Source organism: Burkholderia sp. MSHR3999, from assembly GCF_000833595.1.
Taxonomy (GTDB): domain Bacteria; phylum Pseudomonadota; class Gammaproteobacteria; order Burkholderiales; family Burkholderiaceae; genus Burkholderia; species Burkholderia ubonensis.
The window spans coordinates 2,165,650-2,187,117 of record NZ_JRFO01000001.1 but is presented as its reverse complement, the minus strand read 5'-3'; the positions used below and the strand labels follow the sequence as shown (position 1 = coordinate 2,187,117).

14 protein-coding genes and 1 tRNA gene are annotated in these 21,468 nt (G+C 68.7%); 2 read left to right on the top strand and 13 right to left on the bottom strand.

Annotated features, from left to right (window positions below):
• Nucleotides 1–59 precede the first annotated feature (59 nt).
• From KY49_RS10120 to KY49_RS10085, 8 genes are all read right to left on the bottom strand, one after another.
• Nucleotides 60–743, bottom strand: a complete 684-nt coding sequence (locus KY49_RS10120; protein ID WP_042584391.1) for a response regulator — start codon at nucleotides 741–743, stop codon at nucleotides 60–62.
• 12 nt (nucleotides 744–755) lie between these two features.
• On the bottom strand, nucleotides 756–2,681 hold the full coding sequence (locus KY49_RS10115) for a type IV pili methyl-accepting chemotaxis transducer N-terminal domain-containing protein (RefSeq protein ID WP_042584390.1): 1,926 nt from the start codon (nucleotides 2,679–2,681) through the stop codon (nucleotides 756–758).
• An 81-nt stretch (nucleotides 2,682–2,762) separates the two neighbouring features.
• On the bottom strand, nucleotides 2,763–3,449 hold the full coding sequence (gene narI, locus KY49_RS10110) for a respiratory nitrate reductase subunit gamma (RefSeq protein ID WP_042584389.1): 687 nt from the start codon (nucleotides 3,447–3,449) through the stop codon (nucleotides 2,763–2,765).
• Between the two features lie 34 nt (nucleotides 3,450–3,483).
• Nucleotides 3,484–4,137 (bottom strand): nitrate reductase molybdenum cofactor assembly chaperone, encoded by a 654-nt coding sequence (gene narJ, locus KY49_RS10105; RefSeq protein ID WP_042584656.1) that lies wholly within the window; start codon nucleotides 4,135–4,137, stop codon nucleotides 3,484–3,486.
• A gap of 19 nt (nucleotides 4,138–4,156) precedes the next feature.
• On the bottom strand, nucleotides 4,157–5,710 hold the full coding sequence (gene narH / locus KY49_RS10100; RefSeq protein WP_042584388.1) for a nitrate reductase subunit beta: 1,554 nt from the start codon (nucleotides 5,708–5,710) through the stop codon (nucleotides 4,157–4,159).
• Entirely contained in the window at nucleotides 5,707–9,432 is a 3,726-nt protein-coding gene (locus KY49_RS10095) for a nitrate reductase subunit alpha (RefSeq protein ID WP_042584387.1), read from the bottom strand. The genes narH and KY49_RS10095 overlap by 4 nt, the downstream gene beginning before the upstream one ends.
• A gap of 213 nt (nucleotides 9,433–9,645) precedes the next feature.
• Entirely contained in the window at nucleotides 9,646–11,031 is a 1,386-nt protein-coding gene (locus KY49_RS10090) for a NarK family nitrate/nitrite MFS transporter (protein ID WP_042584386.1), read from the bottom strand.
• Nucleotides 11,032–11,068: 37 nt separating this feature from the next.
• Nucleotides 11,069–12,340, bottom strand: coding sequence for an MFS transporter (locus KY49_RS10085; RefSeq protein ID WP_042584385.1), 1,272 nt, complete (start codon nucleotides 12,338–12,340; stop codon nucleotides 11,069–11,071).
• Between the two features lie 187 nt (nucleotides 12,341–12,527).
• On the opposite strand from KY49_RS10085, the gene KY49_RS10080 reads away from it, so the two are divergent.
• Nucleotides 12,528–12,604: transfer RNA gene (locus tag KY49_RS10080), tRNA-Met, on the top strand.
• 124 nt (nucleotides 12,605–12,728) lie between these two features.
• Here KY49_RS10080 and KY49_RS10075 read toward each other — a convergent pair.
• Nucleotides 12,729–13,421, bottom strand: a complete 693-nt coding sequence (locus KY49_RS10075; protein WP_042584384.1) for an aspartate/glutamate racemase family protein — start codon at nucleotides 13,419–13,421, stop codon at nucleotides 12,729–12,731.
• Nucleotides 13,422–13,553: 132 nt separating this feature from the next.
• On the opposite strand from KY49_RS10075, the gene dinB reads away from it, so the two are divergent.
• On the top strand, nucleotides 13,554–14,717 hold the full coding sequence (gene dinB / locus KY49_RS10070; protein WP_042584383.1) for a DNA polymerase IV: 1,164 nt from the start codon (nucleotides 13,554–13,556) through the stop codon (nucleotides 14,715–14,717).
• Nucleotides 14,718–14,777: 60 nt separating this feature from the next.
• On the opposite strand, the gene KY49_RS10065 is transcribed toward dinB, so the two are convergent.
• The 4 genes from KY49_RS10065 to fixL form a co-directional block, all read right to left on the bottom strand.
• Nucleotides 14,778–16,865: a M3 family metallopeptidase gene (locus KY49_RS10065; protein ID WP_042584382.1), complete on the bottom strand. Its 2,088-nt coding sequence runs from the start codon at nucleotides 16,863–16,865 to the stop codon at nucleotides 14,778–14,780.
• Nucleotides 16,866–17,068: 203 nt separating this feature from the next.
• Nucleotides 17,069–17,926 (bottom strand): bifunctional methylenetetrahydrofolate dehydrogenase/methenyltetrahydrofolate cyclohydrolase FolD, encoded by an 858-nt coding sequence (gene folD, locus KY49_RS10060; protein ID WP_010091935.1) that lies wholly within the window; start codon nucleotides 17,924–17,926, stop codon nucleotides 17,069–17,071.
• A 237-nt stretch (nucleotides 17,927–18,163) separates the two neighbouring features.
• Nucleotides 18,164–18,802 (bottom strand): oxygen response regulator transcription factor FixJ, encoded by a 639-nt coding sequence (gene fixJ, locus KY49_RS10055; protein ID WP_006493245.1) that lies wholly within the window; start codon nucleotides 18,800–18,802, stop codon nucleotides 18,164–18,166.
• Nucleotides 18,799–21,315: an oxygen sensor histidine kinase FixL gene (gene fixL / locus KY49_RS10050; protein ID WP_042584381.1), complete on the bottom strand. Its 2,517-nt coding sequence runs from the start codon at nucleotides 21,313–21,315 to the stop codon at nucleotides 18,799–18,801. The genes fixJ and fixL overlap by 4 nt, the downstream gene beginning before the upstream one ends.
• Nucleotides 21,316–21,468 lie beyond the last annotated feature (153 nt).

The window sequence follows — 21,468 nt, the reverse complement described above, 5'->3', positions numbered from 1 at the left end:
TGAGGCCGCCATCTTACCGCGAGCGCACCGGGCCGGCCCGGAGAACCCGCGGGCCGGCGTCAGCCGTCGGACGGCTGCATGCCGGCGAGGCCCTGTTCGACCGCATAGACGGCGATCTGCACGCGGCTCGACAGATTCAGCTTCTTCAGGACGTTCTGCACGTGGATTTTCACGGTGCTCTCCGCCACGTCGAACTCGCGCGCGATCTCCTTGTTGCTGGCGCCACGCGCGATCGCGCGCACGATGTCGTGCTCGCGCGGCGTCAGCGCAGCGGGGGCGCCGGCCGACGGCGACGCGGCAGCGGCCGGCGGCGCGGCGGGCGCCGCGCGCAGGCTCGCGATCCATTTCACGGTCATGCTGTCCGCGATCACCGGTTCGTGCGCGGCCGCCTTGCGGATGCCCGCGACGAGCGTGTCCGCGTCGACGTTCTTCACGAGATAGCCGCATGCGCCGTCGCGCAACGCGGCGGTCAGTTCCTCCGCATCCTCGGAGACGGTCAGGATCACGACCGCCGCGCCCGGCACGTCCTGCACGAGCAACTGCAGCGTTTCGAGGCCGGACAGGCCGGGCATGTTCAGGTCGAGCAGGATCACGTCGGGCTGATGCTGCTTCGCGCGCTTGAGCCCTTCGACGCCGTCCGGCGCGTCGTCGACGATCTCGAAATCGGGCTGGCGCTGCAGCAGCAGCTTGAGGCCGCTGCGAAACAGCGTGTGATCGTCGATCAGGAGTACTCGGATCGTCATGGTGGCGCTTCCTCAGGCGGTTTGCCGCATGCCGGCGGGCAACGACAGGTCGACCCGCGCGCCTTGCCCCGGCGCGCCGGACAGCGTGAGCGTCGCGCGCAGGCGCGCCGCGCGCTCGCGCATGATCGCGAGCCCGACCTGCGTGTGGCCGTGCGCATCGAGCGCCGCGGGGTCGTAGCCGCGGCCGTCGTCGGCGACGTGCAGGCGGAACGCCGCGCCGTTTTCGACGGTGACGGCGACGTGCCGCGCGCGCGCGTGCTTGCGCACGTTCGACAGCGCTTCCTGCAGGATGAACAGCACCTGCAGCTGCTGGTCCGGCGGCAGCGGCGCGCCGCCGTCGTCGCGGTCGTCGAGCGTCGTGTCGATGCCGGTTTGCGATTCGAAGCGCGCGACCGTCTCGGCGATCGCCGCGCGCAGCTCGCCGTGCGACAGGCGGGTGCGGAAATTGACGAGCAGCTCGCGCACGTCGGCGTAGCTCTGCTCGATGCCCTGGCGCAGCATCGGCAGGATCTCCCGCGCATCGGCGAGGTGGTCGTGCGCGATCGCGTCGGCGAGCATCTGCGCCTGCAGGTTCACGAAGTTGAGGCTTTGCGCGATGCTGTCGTGCAGGCCTTGCGCGACGAGGTTGCGTTCTTCGGCGACGGCAAGCTGGCGCGCGCTGGCGGAAAGCCGCGCATGATCGAGCGCGATGCCCAGATGCCGGCCGAGCGTGTCGAGCACGCGCCGCTCGGCGGCCGGCAGGCGCGACGCATCGCGAAAGTGCAGCGAGAAGGTGCCGAGCGTCGCGTCCTGCGTGACGATGCGAAACACCGCGACGCCCATCAGTCCCTCGCGCGCGCACGGCGTCGCGCTGCCGCGCATGTCGCGCAGCACGGCCGTCTCGTCGCGCGCGGCCGCGCCGCAATGGCAGTCGCCGACCGGCATGCAGCGCTCGGCGTCGGCGAGCGCTTCGGGAAAGCCCTCGGCCGACACGAGATGCAGCTTCCTGCCGTCCGGGGCAGTCACGCGGATCGTGCCCGAGTCGGCGTCGAATTGCCGGATCGCGCGTTGCAGGAAGCCGCGGCACATGTCGTCCACCGTTTGCGGACGGTTCAGGAACGCGGCCGTTTCGTAGAGCGCCGCCAGCTCGCGGTTCTGCGATGCAAGCCGCGCGGTCTTCTCCTGCACGCGCGCTTCCAGGCCCGCGTAGGCTTCCTGCAATTCGTTCGCCATCCGGTTGAAGCCGCGCGCGAGATCGCCGAATTCGTCGCGCGTGTCCACCGACAGGCGCGCGCCGAACTCGCGCGACGCGATGCGCGTGAGCCCGTCGCGCAGCCGGATCACGGGCAGGATGATCCACAGGTAGAGCAGGTAGACCGCGGCGACGGCGCCCGCGCACGCGAGCATGCCGAGCCCGGCCTGCGACAGCCGCAGGAGCGTCGTCTTGCGCGCGTTGTCGCGCTCGATCTCGCCGACGAGCCGGTCGGCGTCGTCGATGAACGCGGGGAGCGCGTCCGCGTAGGCCGTGCGCAGCGCATCCGGGGCGGCGGGGCGGGCCGCGGCCGTGGCCAGCGGCTTCAGCCCGGACGTCCAGCGCGCCGCGACCGCGTCGAGCTGCCGCCGGATCGGTTCGGTGGCGGGCAGGAACAGCGGACGCGAAGGATCGCCGCGCCGCAGCCGCGCGAGCGTGCCGTCGATCGCGGCGAATTCGCTGTCGAGGGCCTGCGCGCGGCCGGTGCGCCGGTACTGGTCGAGATCGACGTAGACGCGCGTCGCGCGCATCCGCAGGCTGCCCGCGTCGTTGATCGCGGCGCCTGCGCCCTCGAGCTGCCACGACAGCCACAGCGTGCCGCCGATCATCGCGAGCACGAGCGCGAGCGCGCCTGCCGACAGCGCGACGATGCGGGTCGACAGGCGATGGCGCAACGGCGCGCCGGGCGGGTGGTCGGTCGGCTGCATGGCGGACGCAACGGTTGGGGGATCCGGTCGATTATCGGGCGCGCGCGCACGCGGCGGCTGCGACACGGCGGCGCGTGAGGCTTATCGCCGCACCCGCACGAGCTGCCACGCGCGCCCGAGATACGCGACCGACGCGAAGCCGCTCCACACGTGCACGAGGCGCGTGAACGGGAAGATCGCGAACAGCGTGATGCCCATCAGCAGATGCGCCTTGAACACGAGCGGCGCTTGCGCGACGTGCGCGGCGGCGTCGCCGCGGAACGTGACGACGTGCTGCGCCCACGTCATCAGGCTGACCATCAGCGCGCCGTCCGTGTGCGACGCCGACGCGACGATCGTCGCCAGGCCGAGCAGCAGCGTGACGAGCAGCCACGCGAGCAGCACCTTGTCGCCGGTGCGGGTCACCGCCGCGATGCGCGGGTGCGTGAGCCGGCGATGCAGCAGGATCGCGAGCCCGGCGGCGCAGATCGCGCCCATGATGCCGCCCGCCGTCATCGCGAAGAGCTGCTTCGCGTGATGCGGGACGCCGAGCGCGTCCCACACGGCCACGGGCGTGAGCAGGCCGACGAGGTGCCCGAAGAAGAGGCCGAGCACGCCGACGTGGAACAGGATGTTGCCGGTGCGCAGCGCACCGCGGTGCAGCAGTTGCGAGCTGTCGGTCTTCCACGTGTATTGCTCGCGCTCGAAGCGCGCGAGGCTGCCGAACAGGAACAGCGCGGCGGCGAGGTACGGATAGATCCCGAAGAGAAAGGTGTTCAGGTAAGACATGGCGAAGCCTTCTGGCTGGACAGGAGCGGATGCGTCACGGTCGCGCGTGGCGCGGATGAAAGCGGATCGGCTGGACGCCGGCGGACGTCGCGCCCGGCAGCGGCTCGACGCCGTCCGCGCCCGGTCCGAAGCGCTCGAGCGCCTCGTCCATCGTGCGCGGCGGCGGCTCGGCGACCGGTTGCGGCGCGACCGGCGACAGCGCGTGCAGCACCGCGAACGCGCCCGCGTACGGGCTCTGCGCGCGTTCGAGGCGCTCGCCGAGCGCGGCGATCACGTCGATCGCGTCGCCGAGCAGGCGGCGCGCGTCGGCCACGTGACCGTCGGCCGCGATCGCGCCCAGGAATTCGACGAACAGCGGCAGGTAGTCGGGCAGCTCGTTCGTCGCCGGCTCGAAGCCGAAGCGGCGGTATTCGTCGAGCAGGTCGACGAGCGCCTGGCCGCGCGCGCGGCTTTCGCCGTGCACGTGCTCGAACAGGTGCAGCGAATGCGCGGGCGTGCGGTCGAACGTCGCGACGTAGGCTTCCTGCAGCGCGATCAGCGGCGTTTGCGCGAGGTGGTCGACGAGCGGCGCGAGCGCATCGCGCGCGCCGGGATCGCGTTCGAGCGCCGCGCGAACGTCGGGCAGCGCGTCGAGCAGGTCTGCGTCGGGATAGGTGAGCAGCACGGACAGCAGCGGATAGGGCGACATCAGGTTCTCCGGTTCGGTTTCAGGCGGCGCCGGCTTGCTTGCGCGTGGTCGGCAGCGCTGCATACGCGACGCCCGGCTCGGCGCGCTTCCTGCCGAACAGCGTGCCGTTCGACGTGCCGCCCGAGCAGCCGTTGCCGAACGAGAAGCCGCAACGGCCTTTCTCGTCGAAGCTGGCTTCGACCATCTCTTTGTGCGACGACGGGATCACGAAGCGGTCCTCGTAGTTCGCGATCGCGAGCAGCGCGTACATCGCCTCGACCTGGTCGGCGCGCAGGCCGACCTGCGCGAGGACCTCCGCGTCGTGCTCGCCGTGCACGGTCTGCGCGCGCTTGTACGCGCGCATCGCGAGCATCCTGTCGAGCGCGGCGGCCACCGGCGCTTCGTCGCCGGCCGTCAGCAGGTTCGCCAGATAGCGCATCGGGATGCGCAGGCTGCGCACGTCGGGGATGATGCCGTTCATTCCCATGTGGCCCGCCTGCGCGGCGCTCTGGATCGGCGACAGCGGCGGCACGTACCAGACCATCGGCAGCGTCCGGTATTCGGGATGCAGCGGAAACGCGATCTTCCATTCGCACGCCATCCGGTAGACGGGCGAGCGTTGCGCGGCGTCGATCCAGCTCGCCGGCACGCCGTCGGCGAGCGCCTGCGCGCGCACGGCCGGGTCGTTCGGGTCCATGAACAGGCCGAGCTGCGCGTCGTACAGCGATTGCGGATGCTCGACGGACGCGGCCGCCTCGATGCGGTCCGCGTCGTACAGCATCACGCCGAGATAGCGGATCCGGCCGACGCAGGTTTCGGAGCAGACGGTCGGCTGCCCGGCCTCGATGCGCGGAAAGCAGAACACGCATTTCTCCGCCTTGCCCGACTGCCAGTTGAAGTAGATCTTCTTGTACGGGCAGCCGGACACGCACATACGCCAGCCGCGGCACTTGTCCTGGTCGACGAGGACGATGCCGTCGTCGTCGCGCTTGTACACCGAGCCGGACGGGCACGACGCGACGCACGCGGGATTCAGGCAGTGCTCGCACAGGCGCGGCAGGTACATCATGAACGTGTTCTCGAACGTCGCGTACATGTCCTTCTGCACCTGGTCGAACAGCCGGTCGCGGCTGCGCGACGCGAATTCGCCGCCGAGGTCGTCCTCCCAGTTCGGCCCCCATTCGATCTTGTCCATCTTCCGGCCGGTCAGCGCGGACACCGGGCGCGCGGTCGGCGGCGTCTGCAGCAGCGGCGCGTGCTGCAGATGCGCGTAGTCGTAGGTGAACGGCTCGTAGTATTCGTCGATCGCGGGCAGGTTCGGGTTCGCGAGCAGGTTCGCGAGGATCTTCAGCTTGCCGCCCTGGCGCGGCTCGAGCCGGCCTTTCGGGTTCAGGCGCCATCCGCCTTGCCACTTGTCCTGGTTTTCCCACTCGCGCGGATAGCCGATGCCGGGCTTGGTTTCGACGTTGTTGAACCACGCATATTCGACGCCTTCGCGCGACGTCCAGACGTTCTTGCAGGTCACCGAGCAGGTGTGGCAGCCGATGCACTTGTCGAGGTTCAGGACCATCGCGACTTGCGCGCGGATCTTCATTGCGCTTCTCCTTCGGTGAGCGGGGCGTCGAGCCAGTCGACGCGATTCATCTTGCGCACGATCACGAACTCGTCGCGATTGCTGCCGACCGTGCCGTAGTAGTTGAAGCCATACGACTGCTGCGCATAGCCGCCGATCATGTGCGTCGGCTTGGTCACGGTGCGCGTGACCGAGTTGTGGATGCCGCCGCGCTTGCCGCTCGTTTCCGCGCCGGGCACGTTCACGATCTTTTCCTGCGCGTGATACATCAGGCACATGCCGGCCGGCACGCGCTGCGACACGACCGCGCGCGCGGTCAGCGTGCCGTTCACGTTGAACACCTCGACCCAGTCGTTGTCGCGGATGCCCGCGTCGCGCGCCTCGGCTTCGGACAGCCACACGTGCGGGCCGCCGCGCGACAGCGTCAGCATCCGCAGGTTGTCGGAGTAGGTCGAGTGGATGCCCCATTTCTGGTGCGGCGTGATCCAGTTCAGCACGAGCTCCGGCTGGCCGTTCGGGATGCGCCGGTGCAGCGGCGCGACGCTCTTCGTGTCGATCGCGGGCTTGTACACGCACGCGCCTTCGCCGAAATCGAGCATCCAGCGATGGTCCTGGTAGAACTGCTGGCGGCCCGTCAGCGTGCGCCACGGGATCAGCTCGTGCACGTTCGTGTAGCCCGCGTTGTAGCTGACTTCGTCCGATTCGAGCCCCGACCAGGTCGGCGCGGAGATGATCTTGCGCGGCTGCGCCTGCACGTCGCGGAAGCGGATCTTGTCGTGCTCGCGGCCTGCCGCGAGATGCGCGTGGTCGCGGCCGGTGATCTTCGACAGCGCTTGCCACGCCTTCACCGCGACATGGCCGTTGGTTTCGGGCGCGAACGTGAGGATCATCTCGGCGGCGTCGATCGCGCTGTCGAGCCGCGGCCGTCCCTCGCTGACGCCCGGCTCGGCGACCGTCCCGCCGAGCGCGGCGATTTCGGCTACTTCGTGCCGCGTGTCCCAGCCGATGCCCTTGCCGCCGTTGCCGAGCGTGTCGAGCAGCGGGCCGATCGACGTGAACTTCCGGTAGATGTCCGCGTAGTTCCGCTCGACGACCGTCATCGACGGCGCCGTCTTGCCGGGAATCAGGTCGCATTCGCCGCGCCGCCAGTCCTTCGGCTCGAACGGCTGACCGAGCTCGCCCGGCGTGTCGTGCATCAGCGGCGTGAGGACGAGGTCGCGGCGCGTGCCGAGGTAGGGGCCGGCCAGCTCGCTGAATTTTTTCGCGATCGCCTTGTAGATCTCCCAGTCGGTCCTGCTTTCCCACAGCGGCTGCACGGCTTCGGACAGCGGATGGATGAACGGATGCATGTCCGACGTGTTCAGGTCGTCCTTCTCGTACCACGTCGCCGTCGGCAGCACGACGTCGCCGTACAGGCACGTCGTGCTCATCCGGAAGTCGAGCACCGTGAGCAGGTCGAGCTTGCCTTCGGCCGCGTCGCGCACCCGGACCTCCGACGGCTTCAGCGCGTCGGCCTCGTCGCTGAACAGCGCATGCTGGGTGCCGAGCAGGTACCTGAGGAAATACTCGTGCCCCTTGCCGGAGCTGCCGAGGATGTTCGAGCGCCACACGAACATGTTGCGCGGGAAGTTCGCGGGGTTGTCCGGATCGTCGCACGCGAAATCGAGCGCGCCGGACTTGAGCAGCTCGACCGCATACGCGACCGGCTCGCGGCCCGCGCGCGCCGCTTCGTCGACGACGTCGAGCGGATTGCGGCCGAGCTGCGGCGCGGACGGCAGCCAGCCCATGCGCTCCGACCGCGCGTTGAGGTCGAGCAGCGTGAGGCCGTCGTAGCGCGACGCGTCGGCGGTCGGCCCGAGGATCTCGCCGACCGCGAGCTTCTCGTGACGCCACTGGCTCGTATGGTTGTAGAAGAACGACGTGCCGTTCATCTGGCGCGGCGGGCGCGACCAGTCGAGGCCGAACGCGAGCGGCGCCCAGCCGAACTGCGGACGCAGCTTTTCCTGGCCGACGTAATGCGCCCAGCCGCCGCCGCTCTGGCCGATGCAGCCGCACATCATCAGCAGGTTGATGATGCCGCGGTAGATCATGTCGTTGTGGTACCAGTGATTGAGCGCCGCGCCGACGATGATCATGCTCTTGCCGCGCGTGCGGTCCGCGTTGTCCGCGAATTCGCGCGCGACCTGCACGACGAGGTGGCGCGGCACGCCGGTATGCTTTTCCTGCCACGCGGGCGTGCAGGGCACGTCGTCGTCGAAGCTCGCCGCGACGTGCGCGCCGCCGAGGCCGCGGTCGACGCCGTAGTTCGCCATCTGCAGGTCGTAGACCGTCGCGACGCGCACGGTCGTGCCGTCCGCGAGCGTGACGCGCCTGACGGGCACGCGCCGCGCGAGCAGCGCGTCGTGCTCGCCGCCGAAGTACGGGAAGCCGACGTCGACGATCTCGTCGTGCGCGTCGACGAGCGTGAGCAGCGGATCGATCGCGCGGCCGCTGCCGCCGTCCTTCATCTCGAGGTTCCAGCGGCCGACCTTCGCGCCGCCGTCGTGCGCGGCCTCGCCCCAGCGAAAGCCGATCGAGCCGTTCGGCGCGACGATGTCGCCGCTCGACGCGTCGATCGCGAGCGTCTTCCATTCCGGATGGTTCGCCTCGTTGAGCGCGCCGGCGAGATGCGACGCGCGCAGGAAGTGGTCGGGCACCGGCACGCCGTCGCGATCGCGCAGCATCACGAGCATCGGCATGTCGGTGTATTGCTTCACGTAGTCTCGGAAATACGCGGAGCGGCCGTTCGCATGGAACTCCGTCAGCACGACGTGACCCATCGCCATCGCGAGCGCCGCGTCGGTGCCTTGCTTCGGCGCGAGCCAGATGTCGCCGAATTTCACCATCTCCCCGTAGTCGGACGAGATCGCGACCGTCTTCGTGCCCTTGTAGCGCACCTCCGTATAGAAGTGCGCGTCGGGCGTGCGCGTTTGCGGCACGTTCGAGCCCCAGACCATCAGGTAGCCGGCGTTGTACCAGTCGGCGGATTCCGGCACGTCGGTCTGCTCGCCCCACACCTGCGGGCTCGCCGGCGGCAGGTCGCAGTACCAGTCGTAGAACGACAGGCAGGTGCCGCCGATCAGGCTCAGGTAGCGCGCGCCCGCCGCGTAGGAGACCATCGACATCGCGGGAATCGGCGAGAAGCCGATGATGCGGTCGGGGCCGTAGCGCTTGATCGTGTATGCGTTCGCGGCGGCGACGATCTCGGTCGCGGTGTCCCAGTCGGCGCGCACGAAGCCGCCGAGGCCGCGCACCGACTTGTAGTGGGCGGCCTTGTCCGGGTCCTGGCTGATCGACTCCCAGGCGGCGATCGGGTCCATCGTCCTGCGCGCGTCGCGCCACATTTCCATCAGGCGCCCGCGGATCATCGGGTACTTGATGCGCTGCGCGGAATACACGTACCAGCTGTACGACGCGCCGCGCGGGCAGCCGCGCGGCTCGTGGTTCGGCAGGTCCGGGCGGGTGCGCGGGTAGTCCGTCTGCTGCGTTTCCCACGTGATGAGGCCGTTCTTCACGTAGACCTTCCACGAGCAGGAGCCGGTGCAGTTGACGCCGTGCGTCGAGCGGACGATCTTGTCGTGCTGCCAGCGGCTGCGATAGCCGTCTTCCCAGCGGCGGTCTTCGTCCACCACGGCGCCGTGGCCGTCGGCGAACGTCGACTTCACGCGCGACATGAATTTCAGTCGATCCAGAAAATGACTCATGCGTGTTTCTCCGGTGGCCCGCGCGATCACGATGCGCGGGCCGGTATCAGGGGACGGCGTCCAGCTTAGGCGTCGCGCGGCGCGGCGCCCATTCGCCGTCGGGCGTGGCGGCGTGCGGGAGACGGCCTAGTTCGGACGAACCAGGACGCGATGTCGCAGGCCCGCCGCTGCGGCGCCGGACGGCGGGCGCGCGGCGCGTGGTCTTGACGCCGGTCAACAGGGCATCGGTGCGCGGCGGCGCGCATAGAACCACCAGGTGATCGCGACGCAGGTCGCGTAGAACGCGATGAAGCACGCGAGCGCGGGCACGGCCGAGCCGGTCCAGTCGAGCGACGTGCCGAAGGTCTTCGGGATGAAGAAGCCGCCGTATGCGCCGATCGCGCCGGCGAAGCCGAGCACCGCCGCCGACTCCCGGCCGGCGTCGACCACCGCCTGGCGGCGGTCGGCCTCGGTGCCGCCTTGCGCGGCGCGCTGCCGCTCGGTGAGGAAGATCACCGGAATCATCCGGAACGTGGAGCCGTTGCCGATGCCGGTCAGCGCGAACAGCGCGACGAACAGCGCGAGAAATCCCGCGAAATTGCCCGCGTTGCCGGCGGACGGCAGGCACGCGATCACGCCCGCGACCGCGGCGATCATGCCGGCGAAGGTCCACAGCGTGACGCGCGCGCCGCCGAGACGGTCGGAGATCCAGCCGCCGACGGGGCGCGTGAGCGCGCCCGCGAGCGGCCCGAGGAACGCGTAGGCGGCCGCGTCGACGCCCGGGAACAGCGCCTTCGTCAGCAGCGCGAAGCCGGCGGAGAAGCCGATGAACGAGCCGAACGTGCCGACGTAGAGCCAGCACATCAGCCAGTTGTGCCGCCTGCGGAAGATCACGGCCTGCTCGGCGAACGATGCGCGGGCGTCCGCGATGTCGTTCATCCCGAACCACGCGGCCAGCGTCGCGACGACGATGAACGGCACCCAGACGAAGCCGGCGTTCTGCAGCCAGACCGGTGGTCCGCCGCCGTCGACGGCCCCGCCTTGCGGCGCGCCGGCCAGCGCGCCGAACAGGCCGACCGAGATCACGAGCGGCGTGACGAACTGCACGACCGACACGCCGAGGTTGCCGATGCCGGCGTTCAGGCCGGTCGCGAGCCCCTTTTCGGCTTTCGGGAAGAAGAAGCTGATGTTCGCCATCGACGAGCTGAAGTTCGCGCCGCCGAACCCGCAGAGCAGCGCGAGCATGAGGAGCGTCGGATAGCCGGTCGACGGGTCGCGCAGCGCGACGCCCATGCCGATCGCGGGGATCAGCAGGCTGGCCGTCGAGATCGCGGTGAAGCGGCGTCCGCCGAACATCGGCACGAGGAACGAGTAGAAGATCCGCAGCGTCGCGCCGGACAGCGCGGGCAGCGCGGTGAGCCAGAACAGCTGGTTCTTGCTGAAATGGAAGCCGGCGCGATCGAGGTTGACGACGACGACGCTCCAGAGCGACCACACCGCGAAGGCGAGCGCCAGCGCCGGGATCGAGATCAGCAGGTTGCGCCAGGCGACAGGGCGGCCCTGGGTGCGCCAGAAGGCGGGATCTTCGGGATCCCAGCGGACAAGGACAGGCGTGGACATGATGTGCTCCGTGAAACGGGGGGAGAGGGGGAAACGGTCAGGACCGGCGGGCGGCGAGCACGAGCTGGTCGTGCGCGGCCCGTTCGGCGCGGAAGCTGAAGTGCATCCAGACGAGGCTGACGCTGACGGCGCCGTAAAGCAGCATGAAGCAGGTCGAGCGCACGCCGGTCAGGTCCGCGAGCGCGCCGAACAGGATCGGCAGCAGGAAGCCCGCGAGGCCGCCGGCGAGGCCCACGACGCCCGACACTGCGCCCATCCGGTCGGGGAATTCGTCGGCGATGAACTTGAAGACCGACGCCTTGCCGACCGCCATGGCGATGCCGACGCCGAACATCAGCACGGTGAAGGCCGCCGGCGACAGGCCGAGATGGAACGCGAGCGGGCCGTGCGCGCCGCGCACGACGAAGTCGGTCGGCGGATAGCTGAGCACGAAGAAGGCAAGCCAGCAGGCCCACATGACCCACCACGTCGTGCGATACGCGCCGTAGCGGTCCGACAGCCAGCCGCCGATCGCGCGCAGCACGCCGCCGGGCAGCGAGAAGCAGGCGGCGAGAAACGCGGCGGCCTGCATCGTGAAGCCGTACTCGCCGACGTAGTACTGCGTCATCCACAGCGACAGGCCGACGTAGCCGCCGAACACGACCGAGTAGTACTGCGCGTAGCGCCACACGCGCGGGTCGCGCAGCACGCGCAATTGCTCGCGCAGCGTGATGTCGCCGCTGCCGTGGTGGGCGGGGTTCGTGGCCGAGCCGAGCCAGAAGATCGCGGCGGTGACGAGCAGCGCAAGCGCATAGACGCGCGGCACGATCGTCCAGGTGCCGGCCGCCGCGATCAGCGCGGGCGCGACGAACTTGTTGAGCGCGGCGCCCGCGTTGCCGGCGCCGAATACGCCCATCGCGAGTCCTTGCCGCGCCTTCGGGAACCAGCGCGCGACGTACGGCGTGCCGACCGAGAACGAGCCGCCGGCGAGGCCGACGCACAGCCCCAGCAGCAGGAATTGCCAGAGCTGCGTCGCATCGGCGACGAGCCAGACCGGCACGACCGTGGCGAGCATCAGCGCGACGAACACGACGCGTCCGCCGTAGCGATCCGTCCAGATGCCGAGCGGCACGCGGATCAGCGAGCCGCTCAACACCGGCATCGCGGCGATCAGGCCGAATTCGGTGTCGTTGAGGCCGAGCGTTTGCTTGAGCGGGATGCCGAGGATCGCGAACATCATCCAGACGGCGAAGCAGACCGTGAACGCGAACGTGTTGGAGATCAGCACCGGTATTGCGTGCCGATCGATGGAAGGAGGGGAGGCAGCCATGGACGTTCTCTCGAAACGAAGAAACGTCCCCAGCGTAAGGAGCCGGCGGGTGCGCGCCTATTCGCCGGGAGAACGGCGCGCGGGCGCTTTGCGCGGCGGAAGAACTAGTTCGATCGGCGCGGCCGTCAAGAATTTGCAATAAACCTTTGACGTGTGATCGCAGTGCCCCTATAATTTATTTCTCTGACGCGGGGTGGAGCAGTCTGGCAGCTCGTCGGGCTCATAACCCGAAGGTCGTAGGTTCAAATCCTACCCCCGCAACCAAGCACATCTGGCGATGTGCAGCGCAAGTGACCGATGCGCACCTCGCCAACAAGAACCCGGCTCGATGCCGGGTTTTTTGTTTTCTGCGCGTGTCTCGCGCGAGCAGCGTATGGGTGCGTATGCGTCAACGCGCCGCCCATTCGACCGCCGCCTGCGCATGCAGCGCAGTCGTATCGAACACCGGCAACGGCGAATCCTCCGCGCCGATCAGCAGCGTGATTTCCGTGCAGCCGAGGATCACGGCCTGCGCGCCACGCTTCGCAAGTCCTTCGATGATCCTCGCATACGTCGCGCGCGACCCCGCGTCGACCACACCGTGACACAGCTCGTCGTAGATGATCCGATGCACGTCATCACGCCCGCGTTCATCCGGCACGAGCACGTCGAGCCCGAACTTCCCGCGCAGCCGCTCCGCATAGAACGGCAGTTCCATCGTATAGCGCGTGCCGAGCAGGCCGACGCGCGAGACGCCCGCCGCAAGCAGTGCTTCGCCGGTCGGATCGGCGATGTGCAGGAAAGGGAGCGCAACCGCCGCCTCGATCGCGTCGTGCACGCGATGCATCGTGTTGGTCGTGAGCACGATCAGGTCAGCGCCTGCCGCTTCGAGCTGCCGCGCGGCGGCGGCCATGTGCGCACCGAGCGCGGGCCAGTCGTGCACGCGCTGCAACGCTTCGATTTCCGCGAAATCGACCGTCACCATCACGCTCTTCGCGTTGTGATGCCCGCCGTGCAGCGCCTTCGAATACCGGTTCAGCATCCGATAGTATTCCGCCGACGATTCCCAGCTCATCCCGCCGATCAGTCCGATCGTCTTCATCCGCGACTTCCCCGTTTACCGTATCGCCGCGAGTATAGGTGCGCGAGCGAGCGCCCGGCGATACGCTTCGCGCGAAGCCGGCCGGTACGGAGCGGCCGTGCGTGGCAGCACGGGGCAGTTGAAACCGGCACTGTGTTTTTGTACAGTATCGGCACCGTGAGCCCGACCACCATTCCGCCAGCCGAACCGAGCGCGCCGCCACCGGCCGAGGCGCCGCCGCGCGTGCGCAAGATCATCCACTGCGACTGCGACTGCTTCTACGCGTCGGTGGAAATGCGCGACGACCCGTCGCTGCGCGGGCGTCCGCTCGCGGTCGGCGGCCGCCCGGATCAGCGCGGCGTGATCGCGACCTGCAATTACGAGGCGCGGCGCTACGGCGTGCATTCGGCGATGTCGTCGGCGCTCGCGATGCGCAAGTGCCCGGACCTGCTGATCCTGCCGTCGGCGATGGACAAGTACCGCGCCGCGTCGCGCCAGATCATGGCGATCTATCGCGACTACACGGCCGACGTCGAGCCGCTGTCGCTCGACGAGGCGTATCTCGACGTCAGCGGTTCCGAGCGCTGCCAGGGCAGCGCGACGCTGATCGCCCGCGAGATCCGCCGGCGGGTGTTCGAAACGGTCGGCGTCACGGTGTCGGCGGGCGTCGCGCCGAACAAGTTCATCGCGAAGATCGCGTCGGACTGGAACAAGCCCGACGGCCTGTTCGTCGTGCGCCCGCACGAAGTCGACGCGTTCGTCGCGGCGCTGCCCGTACGCAAGCTGCACGGCGTCGGCAAGGTGACGGCCGCGCGCCTCGACCGGCTCGGCATCCAGACCTGCGCGCAACTGCGCGAATGGTCGCTGATCGATCTGCATCGCGAATTCGGCGCGTTCGGGCGGCGCCTCTACGAGCTGTCGCGCGGCATCGACGCGCGGCCGGTGCAGGCGGACCAGGAGCGCAAGTCGGTCAGCGTCGAGACGACCTACGTGACCGACCTGACGACGCTCGACCAATGCGCGGCCGAGATTCGCAAGCTGACCGACCAGCTCGACGCGCGCATCGCGCGCGCGGGCGCCGCGCGGTCGATCCGCAAGCTGTACGTGAAGATCCGCTTCGCCGATTTCCAGCGCACGACGGTCGAATGCGTCGCCGATGCGACGAACGCGGAGACGGCCGTCGCGCTGCTCGCGAAGGGCTTGACGCGGCGCGCGCAGCCGGTGCGGCTGCTCGGCGTCGGCGTGCGCATCGACGAAGACACCGCCGAGCGGCACGGGCAGATCGCGCTGTTCGAACCCGAGCCGCCGGCGCCATGAAAAACGGCACCGCGCAATGCGGTGCCGTCGTCATCGATGCGTGCAAAACGGGCGGGGCGCTCAGTGCGCGGGCGCGGCCATCCCGTTGTGGCGCAGCAGCGCGTCGATCTGCGGTTCGCGGCCGCGGAACGCCTTGAACGAATCCATCGCCGGACGGCTGCCGCCGACCTCGAGGATCTCGCGGCGATAGCGTGTGCCGGTCGCCGCATCGAGCACGCTGCCGCCGGCTGCGGCGGCTTCCTCGAACGCCGCGTACGCATCCGCGGACAGCACTTCGGCCCACTTGTAGCTGTAGTAGCCGGCCGCGTAGCCCCCCGCGAAGATGTGGCTGAACGTGTTCGGCCAGCGCGAGAACGGCGCTTGCGGGATCACGTGGTAGCGCTCGTTGATCTCGCGCGCGAAGTCGTTCACGCCGATCGCGCCCGCCGGATCGAAATCGACGTGCAGCAGCATGTCGAACATCGAGAACACGATCTGCCGCAGCGTGCCGAGGCCGCTCTGGAAGTTCTTCGCGGCGATCATCTTGTCGAACAGCGCGCGCGGCAGCGTCGCGCCCGTGTCGACGTGCGACGACATCGACGACAGCACGTCCCATTCCCAGCAGAAGTTCTCCATGAACTGCGACGGCAGCTCGACCGCATCCCATTCGACGCCGTTGATGCCCGACACGCCGAGCTCGTCGACGCGCGTGAGCATGTGATGCAGGCCGTGGCCGAACTCGTGGAACAGCGTGATCACCTCGTCGTGCGTGAAGCACGCGGGCTTGCCGCCGACCGGCGCGGAGAAGTTGCAGGTCAGGTACGCGACCGGCGTCTGCACGCTGCTGCCGCGCTTCGCGCGCGAGCGCGCATCGTCCATCCATGCGCCGCCGCGCTTGCCTTCACGCGCGTACAGGTCGAGATAGAACTGCGCGACGAGCGAGCCGTCGCGATTCTCGACGCGGAAGAAGCGCACGTCCTTGTGCCAGACCGGCGCGTCGTCCGCCTTGATCCGCACGCCGAACAGCGTTTCGGTGACGGTGAACAGGCCCTTCAGCACGGCCGGTTCCGGGAAGTACTGCTTGACCTCGTTTTCCGAGAACGCGTAGCGCTGCTGGCGCAGCTTCTCGGCCGCATACGCGACGTCCCACGGCGCGAGCTCGGCCAGGCCGAGTTCCTTCGCGGCGAACGCGCGCAGCTCGTCCCAGTCCTGGTCCGCGTGCGGGCGCGCGCGCGTCGCGAGATCCTCGAGGAATGCGACGACCTGCTGCGGCGACTCGGCCATCTTCGGCGCGAGCGACACTTCGGCGAAGTTGCGATAGCCGAGCATCTGCGCCTCTTCGCGGCGCAGCTTCAGCTCGTCGGCGACGATCGCCGTGTTGTCCCACTCGGCGTTGCCGCCGCCGTATTGCGGGCCGAGTTCGGACGCGCGCGTCGCATATGCGCGATAGAGCGTCTCGCGCAGCGCGCGGTTGTCCGCGTACTGCAGCACCGGGAAGTAGGACGGGAAATGCAGCGTGAATTTCCAGCCGTCCTTGCCGTCCTTCTGCGCGGCTTCGCGAGCCGCCTCGATCGCGTCGCCGGGCAGGCCCGCCAGTTCGGCCTCGTCCTGCGCGACATACGCGTACGCATTGGTCGCATCGAGCACGTGATCGGAAAACGCCTTCGACAGCGCGGCCTGCTGCTCCTGCAGTTCGGCGAAGCGCGGCTTCTGGTCTTCCGGCAACTCCGCGCCCGACAGGCGGAAGTCGCGCAGCGCGTTGTCGAGGATCTTCTTGCGCTCGACCGACAGCGTCGCGTATTCGGCGCTTGCCGCGATCGCCTTGTACTTCTCGTACAGCGCGAGGTTCTGGCCGACGCTCGACCAGAACTCGGTCACGCGCGGCAGGTTCTCGCCGTATGCGGCGCGCAACTCGGGCGTGTCGGCGACCGCGTTCAGGTGGCCGACGACGCCCCAGGCGCGACCGAGCGGCTCCGTCGCGCGCTCGACCGCCTCGACGACGTCCGCCCAGGTCGCCGGCGTCGCGCTCGCGCTCGCGGCGTCGACGGCGCGATTGGCATCGGCGAGCAGCGTGTCGAGCGCGGGCGTGACGTGTTCCGGGCGGATCTCGCCGAAACGGGGCAGGCCGGAGAAGTCGAGGAGCGGATTGGTATTGGCGCTTGCGGACATAAGACTCCCTGTCTGTTGCCGGATGAACCGGGGTGATGGAGGGGAGGGCGCGGCGGAGCGCCCGATATCGACATTATTGGGGCGCATCGCGCGCTTTCCAATCGATAGTTTCTAACGGCGCGATTGGGGCGGGGCCGGAACACGCCCGACGGCGGCCGGCCGGATGCCGGCACGCGGACGCGCGCCGGCGGGAGGGGGGGTGGTCAAGCGGCCGCGGCGGCGCGCTCGGCGGCTTCGATCGTGTTGATCAGCAGCATCGTGATGGTCATCGGGCCAACGCCGCCCGGCACCGGCGTGATGTGGCCGGCCACTTCCTTCACGCCCGCGAAGTCGACGTCGCCGCACAGCTTGCCGGCGTCGTCGCGGTTCATGCCGACGTCGATCACGGTCGCGCCCGGCTTCACCATGTCGGCCGTCAGGATGTTGCGCTTGCCGACCGCGGCGACGACGATGTCGGCCTGCCGCGTATGCGCGGCGAGGTCGCGCGTCTTGCTGTGGCAGATCGTCACGGTCGCGCCCGCTTCGAGCAGCAGCATCGCCATCGGCTTGCCGACGATGTTCGAGCGGCCGATCACGACCGCGTTCGCGCCCTGCAGCGGGATGTCGTGAGCCTCGAACATCTTCATCACGCCGTACGGCGTGCACGGGCGGAACAGCGGCTTGCCGGTCATCAGCGCGCCCGCGTTCGCGACGTGGAAGCCGTCGACGTCCTTCTCCGGCGCGATCGCCTCGAGCACCTTGTGGCTGTCGATGTGCTTCGGCAGCGGCAGCTGGACGAGGATTCCGTGGATCTTCGGATCGCGGTTCAGCGCGTCGATGCGCGCGAGCAGGTCCGCTTCGGACAGCGATGCCGGGTAGCGATCCTTCAGCGAGAAGAAGCCGTTGTCCTCGCACGCCTTGATCTTGTTGCGCACATAGACTTCGCTGGCCGGATTGTCGCCGACGAGGATCACCGCGAGGCCGGGCTGGTGGCCACGGGCGGTGAGTGCTGCGGCGCGTTCGGCGGCCTGGGCGCGCAAGGTCTTCGAAAGGGCGTTGCCGTCGATGAGGAGGGCTGTCATGGTGGTGGGTTCTGCGGAAGTTGGAATGCGGGCGTGCGGCGCGTCGGGGTGCGCCGCAGCAAAGCAGAGAATTATACCGTCCGCCTGCCGCCGTCCGACAGCGAATGCGCGGGAAGCGTCATCGGCGGGCCGCAGGATCGCCCGCCGCCCGAACGTGAAGTCGCCGCCCCGCGCTCAGGCCGCGTCGGGGCGGGGCGGCGCGCGGGCCCGGCAGGCTCGGCCGGGCCGCGACGGGGCTCACGCCTGTTTCTTCGACAGCGCGAGGCGCAGCAGGTCGGCCACCGTGTTGACGTTGAGCTTTTCCATGATGTTCGCGCGGTGCGCTTCGACCGTCTTGATGCTGATGCCGAGGTCGTCGGCGATCTGCTTGTTCAGGCGCCCGGCGATGATCCGCTCGAGCACCTGCTGCTCGCGGGCGGTCAGCTTCGACAGACGCTCGCTCGCGGCGCGCTGTTCCTGGACGCTCTTGCTTTCGCTTCGGGCCTTGTCGAGCATCCGCTCGACGAGCTTGCGCAACTCCGCCTCGTCGAACGGCTTCTCGATAAAGTCCATCGCACCCTTTTTCATCGTCGACACGGCCATCGGCACGTCGCCGTGACCGGTGACGAAGATGATCGGCAGCGCGGCATTGTCGGCGATCAGGCGTTCCTGCAGCTCGAGGCCGCTCATGCCGGACATCCGCACGTCGAGGATCAGGCACGCGATCTGGCCGGCCTGCTGGGCGGGCTGGTACGCATCGAGGAACTGCTCGGCGCTCGAGAAGCATTGCACGCGATAGCCGTTCGCCTCCAGCAGCCAGCGCAGCGAGTCGCGCACGGCCTCGTCGTCGTCGACGACAAAGACGGTTTCCTGAGTGGTGGTGACAGGGCTATTCATAATTCTCCCGTAACGGTATGTGATGCCGATGCCTCGGACCCCCCTCGGCCGAGATCAGCGGGTTCCCCAATGGGCAGGCTGCAGTGGAACGTCGCGCCGGAGATGCGGCCATCCGCCTCGACATTGTTGACCACCCACAGACGCCCGCGATGCGATTCGATGATCGAGCGGCAGATGTTCAGCCCCATGCCCATGCCGTCGGACTTGGTGCTGTAGAACGGCTCGAACAGGCGCTCGGCGGTCGCTTCGTCGACGCCCGGACCCTGGTCGATCACGCGGATGTCGACGAAGCCCGCCTCCAGATCGGCGACGACGCGGATCACGCCGTCGGCCGATGCCGGCTTCACGTCGGCCATCGCTTCGGCCGCGTTCTTCATCAGGTTCACGAGCACCTGCTCGATCAGCACGGGGTCGACATAAATAATAGGCATTCTTGCGAGGATTTCCGTGACGATCCGGATCCTGCGCTTCCTGGCCTCGATTTCGGCGAGCCCGACCGCGTCGGCGACGATGTCCGCGACCCGCGCCGGTTGGCGCTTCGGCTCGCTGCGCTTCACGAATTCGCGGATCCGCTTGACGATCATCCCCGCGCGCAGCGCCTGCTGCGCGGTCTTCTCGAGCGCGGGCGCCAGCATTTCGTTGGTCGCGCGGCCGCTCTTGACCATCGCGAGCGTGCCCGAGCAGTAGTTGTTGATCGCCGCGAGCGGCTGGTTCAATTCGTGAGCAATCGACGACGCCATTTCGCCCATCGTCATCAATCGGCTCGTGAACTGCAGCTTCTCTTCCTGCTGGTGCGCGAGCTCCTGCGCCTTCTTGCGGGTCGTGATGTCGGTCGCGATCTGCATCTGCGCGAGGTGGCCGTCGACCCACTGGATGTACTGGCGGCGCACCTCGAACCATTTCTGGATGCTCTCGACGTAGACCTCCTGCGCGTCCGCGGTGCTGCCGGTCAGCGCGGCGGCCGGCAGGCCGGCGAAGGTGTCGACCATGTCGATCGAGTCGGACGACGCCTGCGCGCGGTCGAAGCCGCCGCCGGACAGCTCGAGGTGGCCGTCCGGGCGGATGCCGAACAGGTGCCGGTAATAGCGGTTCGCGAACAGCAGCTCGGCTTCGTCGGCGGCGAGCACCGACACCGCGGCGTCGAGGCTCTCGAGCACCGTCGTGAAGCGCTCGTGCGCGGCGGCAAGCTCTTCTCGCGCGCGCTTCGGCTCGGTGATGTCCGTCATCGACGACATCCAGCCGGTCTGGCGGCCGGCGCTGTCGATCAGCGGCGACACGTACAGGCGCGCATGGAACAGCGTGCCGTTCTTGCGCCGCACGCGCAGCTCGAAGCCGGAGCTCGGCGCCTTGCCGCGCAGCGTCATGTCGAGCTGGCGCTGCATCTCCGGGTAGGAATCGCGCGGCCAGTACGGGAACGGCGCGACCTTGCCGACGAGGTCGCTCTCGTCCCAGCCGGTCATCCGGCAGAACGCCGGGTTCACGTGCGTGATGCGGCCGTGCATGTCGAGCACGCGCATGCCGATCAGCACCGAGTTCTCCATCGCGCGGCGGAAGAACGCCTCGGCGTACAGCGCCTGCTGCGCCTCGAAGCGCTGGCGGGTGTGCTTCCACAGGCTCCAGAGGCTCCACAGCACGAAGCACGACAGCCCCGCGACGAGCCAGACGAGCGTATTGTTGGTCAGGTTGGTGAGCTGCGGGAACGCGTAGACGCGCACGGTCAGGCCCTGGCCGGGCGGATCGAGCGGCAGGTCGTAGTGCGAGTCGCGCGGCAGGCGCGGGCGCGACGACGTCGACGACAGCTCGCGGTTGTTCGCGTCGGTGATCGAGATCTTGTATTTCGACGACAGCTCCTGCGGGATGTCGTGCTTCAGGATCCCTTCGACCGAGAACACGGCGGCGATCGAGCCGAGGTACTCGCGATCGCCGCGCATCACGGGCGTCTGCAGCGTGATGTAGCCGTTGCCGAAGTCGTCGTAGGCGAGCGGCGAATAGGCCTGGCGGCGCGAGCTGCGCGCCTCGTCGTACGCGCCGCGCACCGCGTCCTGCATCTGCGCGTCGCCCGGCCGCGCGAGCCGCTGGCCGAGCACGGGCGGATGCACGGCCGGCCAGCGCTGCGTGCCCGGCGCCGTGTACCAGTTCAGGTAGAGGATTTCGGGATGCGTCTGCATCACGTCCGCGACCGCCATCTGGAACCCGTTCTGGTCGAGCCGGCCGGACGCGAGGTCGCGCGACAGCGCCTGGAGCTGCTCCTGCGCGCCCGTCATCGACAGGCGGATCTGCTGCTGCGCCCACGCGACGTTGCGGAACAGCGTGTCTTCCTGCTGCTGCTGCTCGCGGCGGTTGAGGCTCCATAGAATGAGGCTCATCACCACCAGGAACACGAGGATCGACAGGAGGGGCGTCAGCAAATAGGAGTTGGACCACCACGGTCCGTGGTGCCAACGGGACGGCTGCGACTCTGCCGGCGGGCCCGACGGTCGCGCCGAGCGTGCGAAAAGCCGATCGGTCAACATGGCAGGATTGTAGCGCAGCGCTATATATGGAAAACCTATACCGGATATGTTGAACGGAAACGGATTTACTGCACGGCGACGTGCCGCGGAGCCCCGAAGCATGGGTGCGCCGCAGCAATATTTCGTATAGCGGGAAATGATCTCATAATTCGA